The sequence below is a fragment of the Flavobacteriales bacterium genome (assembly GCA_013214975.1).
Classification (GTDB): domain Bacteria; phylum Bacteroidota; class Bacteroidia; order DT-38; family DT-38; genus DT-38.
The window spans coordinates 1-5818 of sequence record JABSPR010000024.1 but is presented as its reverse complement, the minus strand read 5'-3'; the positions used below and the strand labels follow the sequence as shown (position 1 = coordinate 5818).

The window sequence follows — 5818 nt, the reverse complement described above, 5'->3', positions numbered from 1 at the left end:
CCAGTAAATATCTATTACTCCTGCCTTTAAAAAGGATCTGACCAGATCCTTTATCTCATTCCAGTCTATTACTATAGTGTATAGTTCAAACCCTAATTTTTTAATTAGACATTGAATATTAGAAACCAAAACTTCAGTATTCCAGCCATTATCTATATAGACTAACAAGGGGTTTAAACCAAGTTCCTTTGCTTTAACAGTTAAATAAGAACTATCTGCTCCACCACTTAACCCAACAATACAGTTATAGCCTTTAGGAGATTTATATTCTATTATTTCAGATAATACGCCTTCAAAATAATTATTCTCTTTTAATAAATTAATTGCACGATGCCTCTTATCTACAACGTGGCAGACATTGCAAACACCATCCGAATCTAATGTCCGGATAAACATCGATCGCAATTAAACACCTACTACATTCCATCAATAACTTTTTCATTATTATTAAGAATGTCTACCATAAATTCGAAATTCTGTTTTGCATTATATTTATCTCGCCATGTACGTCGTGCATTATTAGACATTTCAATTTTCTCCTCATTTGGCAGTTGACTGAAATCCTGCAAAGCCTCTGTTAAACATTGAGCTGAATCGTCATTATCTTGTTCCAACAGAATTCCATTCTTAGTAGTTACAATTTCAGAAATACCACCAACGTTATAAGCAATTACTGGAATACTTGCCGACATTGCTTCCATAATTGACACAGGAATCCCTTCACTATCACTACAATTTACAAATATGTTAATAGGTTGATTAACTAAAAAAACATCTATTTCTTTCTTGTTTTTCATCCCGTGAAATACAACCTTGACATTAGGCTTATTATTTAATTTTTCATTAATAGTATTTTCAATTTCATCTTCAAATTCCTTCTCTCCCCCCCCTATATGATGCCAGTGAATTTCAATATTAGATATTTGTGAAAGAGCCGTTACTAACTTATCTAAGCGCTTAACAGGACTAATTAGAGATAAAGACAATACAACAAGTTGCACGGCAGAACTCTTATCTGAATAAGCAACATTCAGCCCTAATTCTTTCACCCCCAGTTTGCTCACAATAATCTTAGTGGGGTCTTCTATTAAGTCTTTTTTACTCAGGTAATCCTTACCGTCTTCAGATATACAAATTACTCTATGAGCAAATGATAGAATCAACTCTCTAAATGGTAAAAATGGAATTTTGTGCTTTTCATAATACAAATCCCATCTATGCATTCTGGTAATAAACTTTATTGAATCATCCTTACTTGCCATATTAGCCAATGCAATTGCCGTACTATCGCACCAATAACTATAAAACATTGTATTTTTAGCTTCAATCCCGACATTAGCAATAAATCGTTCGATAGCCATTTCTACCGCCTTCCCTTTACGCGAGCAATTAACAATTTGCGCAACAAGACCCACAGAGAAAGGCACAAGATGCTTAAACTTCGCTAAATACAACTGAACCCAAACGCCTATTGAGAACAACGAGCTAAACTTATTAGAAAGATCAATAGACTTCTTATAGTCAGTGAGTTTAACTAATTTAACCTTAGTTGGAAGGCAAAATGTTTTTGTATCGGAAAGTTTCTGATCTGTTGTAATAACGATTCTTATGTGATCGAAATTTTGATCTAAGACTTTAATTTCTTCTTCAAAAAATGCCTCTCCAAAGCCATATGGATAAGCAGTAACAAAAATTACAATATTCTTTCTACTCGGCATGCTATTCTAAAAAACCATTATATTTTAAAAAGAATTAGATTCTTATGTAAACTAACCTTTTAAATATACAAGAAATGATCACTAAAAGAATCCACCATGATGCAAAATATGAAATGTAATAAGGCAACGAAAATATCGCGTATCAATACATAATTAGTAAATTCAATAAAGTATTTTAATATTTAATGTTATGCGGTTAGTTCTTCTTTTATTGTCGTTTATTTTCTCTGCAGTAATCAATTTACAAGCACAGAAAAACGATAACAACAAAACTTCTTTTGAGTCGTACGATTTTTCTAATCCTCAACAAGCTTGGATTTTACCTGACAGACTAGAAGAAATTTCTGGAATTACATCTTATGCTGAAAACACAATAGCTTGTGTTAATGACGAAGAAGGTGTAATCTTTTTATGGGATACAAAATGGGCATCAGTTAAAAGGAAAATAAAATTCGCATATTATGGGGATTACGAGGGTATTACTTATATAAAGCCCTATTTCTATGTAATTAACAGTGAAGGTTTATTGTTTCGATATAACGAAGAAACTGACAAACTAAAAAAACACCAGCTTCCATTTGAATGGGATAATCAAATTGAAGGTCTTTGTATTGAATCTGACACAACCCTTTTTCTGGTTCTGAGAGATGCTTCTGGATTATATGGAAAAGAAGAATCTTATAATGGCATTTATAGATACAATATCAATTCTAAAAAAACAGAACTTGCATTCAAATTAGAATTAGATCATGAAGTAGGATTATCTGGAATATGCATCAACAAGGAAAAAAGTAAGGTCTTTGTTATTTCGCATAGAAGAAGCAATGAGCTAATTGTATTTTCACTTAAAACCGGAGAGGTTGAAAGTATTGTCAAGCTTGATTTAGAACGTTTTCCTCAACCAGAAGGCATTTGTTTTGATTCTGAAGGCAACTTATTTATTTCAAATGAGATTTCAGAAGATGACAATTCAACGTTGTATAAATTTTAATTGGCAGAAATGATCATCCAAAAATTATCGATTATTATTCCCGTATATAATGAAGAGCGCACGATTCATCTAATACTCGATAAGATTAACTCGGTTACATTGGTTAACCAAATATCAAAAGAAATAATTATCGTAGATGATTGTTCAACCGATAATACAGAGCAAGCTATTTCGGCTTACATTAAAGATAATCCTTCAGCAAACATATCTCTCCAAAGCCATGCTAATAACAAGGGAAAAGGAGCAGCATTACATACTGGAATTTCTAAAGCAACTGGAGAATTCTTAATAATTCAAGATGCCGATCTAGAATACGATCCATTAGAGTATAACGATTTGCTTAAGCCTGTTGTAAGGGGCTTTGCAGATGTGGTATATGGGTCTAGATTTATTGGGAGTAATCCGCACAGAATATTATTCTTCTGGCATACTTTGGGAAACAAACTACTCACTACCCTTTCTAATATTCTGACCAACTTAAATCTAACGGACATGGAAACATGCTATAAGCTGTTCAACACAAAGTTGATTCAGTCTATAGATTTAAAAGAGAAACGTTTTGGTTTTGAACCAGAAGTAACAAGTAAGATTTCAAGAATTAAAGATGTTCGAATCTACGAAGTGGGTATTTCATATTATGGCAGAACATATGATGAGGGTAAAAAAATAGGCTGGAAAGATGGAGTAAGGGCCATCTACTGTATTATTAAATATTGGCTAATACGATAAAAAACTATTACTCAAATCAGGATACTCTACGCTAATCTCCTTATAGCTTTTATTTCTTCCTGCAAATATCCCAAAACCATTCTCAATATTACTGTAAACCTGTACGGGCTGAGCAAACGGATTACCATAGGATTCATTATACAATTCGAAACTTCTATTATAGAAAAATAATTCGCGAGAAATATTGTACAAATTAACTCTAACTAGCATATTACCTAAGTCATGATATTCTAGAGCCAAAGACATTGTTTTCGTCCCGCCATTAAACATCTCATCCGAAAAATTAATATTTGAATTACCTTAATAGTATCCCTCATCCGAATTATTTACATCCTCTACTTTAAAATACATACTGCTTTCTACCAAAGCAGAATCACATTCCGGACACCATCCGTCATTTACAAAACCATTATATGTAGACCGAGGGCTAATCTCTGTTACAGTTAAATAATAATAATTTATCTCGCTTGCCGGATCTTCAAAACTAATTGTTAGTTGCAAATGTTTGTCTCCATTAATTATCGTTTGCCCTGTATCCAATAAGGATATCTCTACGGAAGAAGGTATATTATTAACTGCCGATACAGTTTCATAACCTTCGGCCGAAACTTCTATTCGATAATAATTTCCAATAATGGGATTCATAGTCCCAATATAGTCTCCATCAAAATCAAAAACTGAGTTAGCATTAACGGTGTTGAAGACAAGCGAGTCTATTAAATTTCCTTCAAGGTCCGTTATAAATACCTGAGCATTTTCTACTGTATTTGATCTTATAGACTCCAGTTGGCCGACACTATGTGTTACTTGTACTTGCCAATTATTATCCGGAGAATGTATTGAATTAACTACCAATTTATCCGTCGTAACATCATCATCAAAAGGAATTTCTTTTTTACAAGCAGAAATACTAAATGAAACAGAGATTATCAATAGGTAATAATAATTCTTCATTAAAACTCAAAGTTATAAGTAAAAGAAGGTATCAATGGAAACAGACTGTATTGATAGAGCTTCCGGCCATTATTGATCTCGTCTTCAAAAGCTAAGTAGAATGGATTTTTCCGGTTATAGGCATTGTAAACACCCCAATTAATAGTTCTGGTACCCCATTTCTTTTCTTTCTTTAAATTCACTCCAAAGTCCAAACGATGATAAGAGGGCATACGGTAATTATTTCTACTCTCAATGTGTTCGATAGAACTGTAGTAGTTTAGGCCATCAGCAGATGGCAGGTATCTTTCAAAAGCAACGGTAACAGCGTTTCCTGTACCATATACCCACACTAAGCCAAAGTTTACATTATCATTTACCTCGTATGTAAGTGCCAATCCTATATCATTTCTTCTATCATATCGGTATGGGTATACCTCGCCAAAATTCAAATTATCAAATTGTCTATTACTCCAAGACAACGTATACCCTACCCATCCTGTTATTTTCCCGATTTTCTTTTCGATCAATATTTCACCTCCATAAGACCATCCTTTACCAGTCTCTATCTTGTCTTGCCAATCCTTATCACTATCAAAAAAGGAAGCACCTTCCTTATATTCAATGAGGTTATCCATTGCTTTATAATATCCTTCAATCGATACCTCATACTTCTTTTTGAACGTTCTTGCGAAACCAGTCGCCCATTGATGGGAGTTTTGAGGTTTCACCCTTTCTGTAGCAGGCAACCACAAATCTGTTGGCAAGCCGATACCCGAATTCGTTAACAAATGCAAAAACTGCGTCATGTAAGTGTAACTCGCTTTTATGGATGATTTGCTACCAAGAAGATATCTACCAGATAACCTAGGTTGCAAAGACAAATAATTCTTTCCACCCACTAAAAACCCAGTAAAATGCAATCCTACATTCCCTTTAAATTTATCGCCTATTTTAATTTCATCTTCGATATATGAATACCATTCATGAGCAGTATGAACTTGTGAGCCATAAGTAGTATCCAATTCTGGTGAAGAATCTGTATTATATTGAAGTTGTGTTACCCCAGGAGTGAACGTATGGTATATATTTCCAACACCGAACCTAACGTAATTATTAGAGTTAGGAACCCAATCCCAATCTATATTTCCCGCCCAGTCCTCTATACTAGAACTGTATTCAAACAAAAACGACTCGTTCGTAGTTCTATCATCCATCTTTATCTCATTTTCCATCTCATTGCCAATAAGAAACTTATACTTACTATACCGTACGGCAGTGTTCATAAATAATTTATTGCCGAGGATATGATTCCAACGAACAGAAGTGATTGCATTGCCCCATCGCAATAGAAATTCATTTTTATTTGAGAATTTTGTCCCATCATCATTGGTAAAAGATCCTTTTTCTATTCCATATCCTTTGTCGTTTCCTAAATAGGCAATTA

At 33.7% G+C, this 5818-nt stretch carries 7 protein-coding genes; 2 read left to right on the top strand and 5 right to left on the bottom strand.

The window, feature by feature from the left end:
• Together HRT72_01820 and HRT72_01815 are read right to left on the bottom strand one after the other, a co-directional pair.
• A partial coding sequence (locus HRT72_01820) for an N-acetyl sugar amidotransferase (GenBank protein NQY66450.1) occupies window positions 1-396 on the bottom strand: 396 nt, incomplete at its 3' end.
• 20 nt (window positions 397-416) lie between these two features.
• On the bottom strand, window positions 417-1718 hold the full coding sequence (locus HRT72_01815; GenBank protein ID NQY66449.1) for a glycosyltransferase: 1302 nt from the start codon (window positions 1716-1718) through the stop codon (window positions 417-419).
• Between the two features lie 190 nt (window positions 1719-1908).
• On the opposite strand from HRT72_01815, the gene HRT72_01810 reads away from it, so the two are divergent.
• Window positions 1909-2709: an SdiA-regulated domain-containing protein gene (locus HRT72_01810; GenBank protein NQY66448.1), complete on the top strand. Its 801-nt coding sequence runs from the start codon at window positions 1909-1911 to the stop codon at window positions 2707-2709.
• A 9-nt stretch (window positions 2710-2718) separates the two neighbouring features.
• Complete coding sequence (locus HRT72_01805; GenBank protein NQY66447.1) at window positions 2719-3438, top strand: glycosyltransferase family 2 protein; 720 nt, start codon at window positions 2719-2721, stop codon at window positions 3436-3438.
• Here HRT72_01805 and HRT72_01800 read toward each other — a convergent pair.
• The 3 genes from HRT72_01800 to HRT72_01790 form a co-directional block, all read right to left on the bottom strand.
• A complete protein-coding gene (locus HRT72_01800) occupies window positions 3427-3708 on the bottom strand; it encodes a DUF4249 family protein (GenBank protein NQY66446.1) in 282 nt (93 codons plus the stop codon). The two genes, HRT72_01805 and HRT72_01800, sit on opposite strands and share 12 nt — an antisense overlap.
• A gap of 30 nt (window positions 3709-3738) precedes the next feature.
• Entirely contained in the window at window positions 3739-4392 is a 654-nt protein-coding gene (locus HRT72_01795; GenBank protein ID NQY66445.1) for a DUF4249 domain-containing protein, read from the bottom strand.
• A partial coding sequence (locus HRT72_01790; protein NQY66444.1) for a TonB-dependent receptor occupies window positions 4392-5818 on the bottom strand: 1427 nt, incomplete at its 5' end. The genes HRT72_01790 and HRT72_01795, both read right to left, overlap by 1 nt.

Excerpts from the sequence above, each read along its gene's own strand:
- HRT72_01805 (NQY66447.1), top strand. The coding sequence starts at position 2,719 with ATGATCATCCAAAAATTATCGATTATTATTCCCGTATATAATGAAGAG.
- HRT72_01795 (NQY66445.1), bottom strand. The coding sequence starts at position 4,392 with ATGAAGAATTATTATTACCTATTGATAATCTCTGTTTCATTTAGTATT.
- HRT72_01810 (NQY66448.1), top strand. The coding sequence starts at position 1,909 with ATGCGGTTAGTTCTTCTTTTATTGTCGTTTATTTTCTCTGCAGTAATC.
- HRT72_01815 (NQY66449.1), bottom strand. The coding sequence starts at position 1,718 with ATGCCGAGTAGAAAGAATATTGTAATTTTTGTTACTGCTTATCCATAT.
- HRT72_01800 (NQY66446.1), bottom strand. The coding sequence starts at position 3,708 with ATGTTTAATGGCGGGACGAAAACAATGTCTTTGGCTCTAGAATATCAT.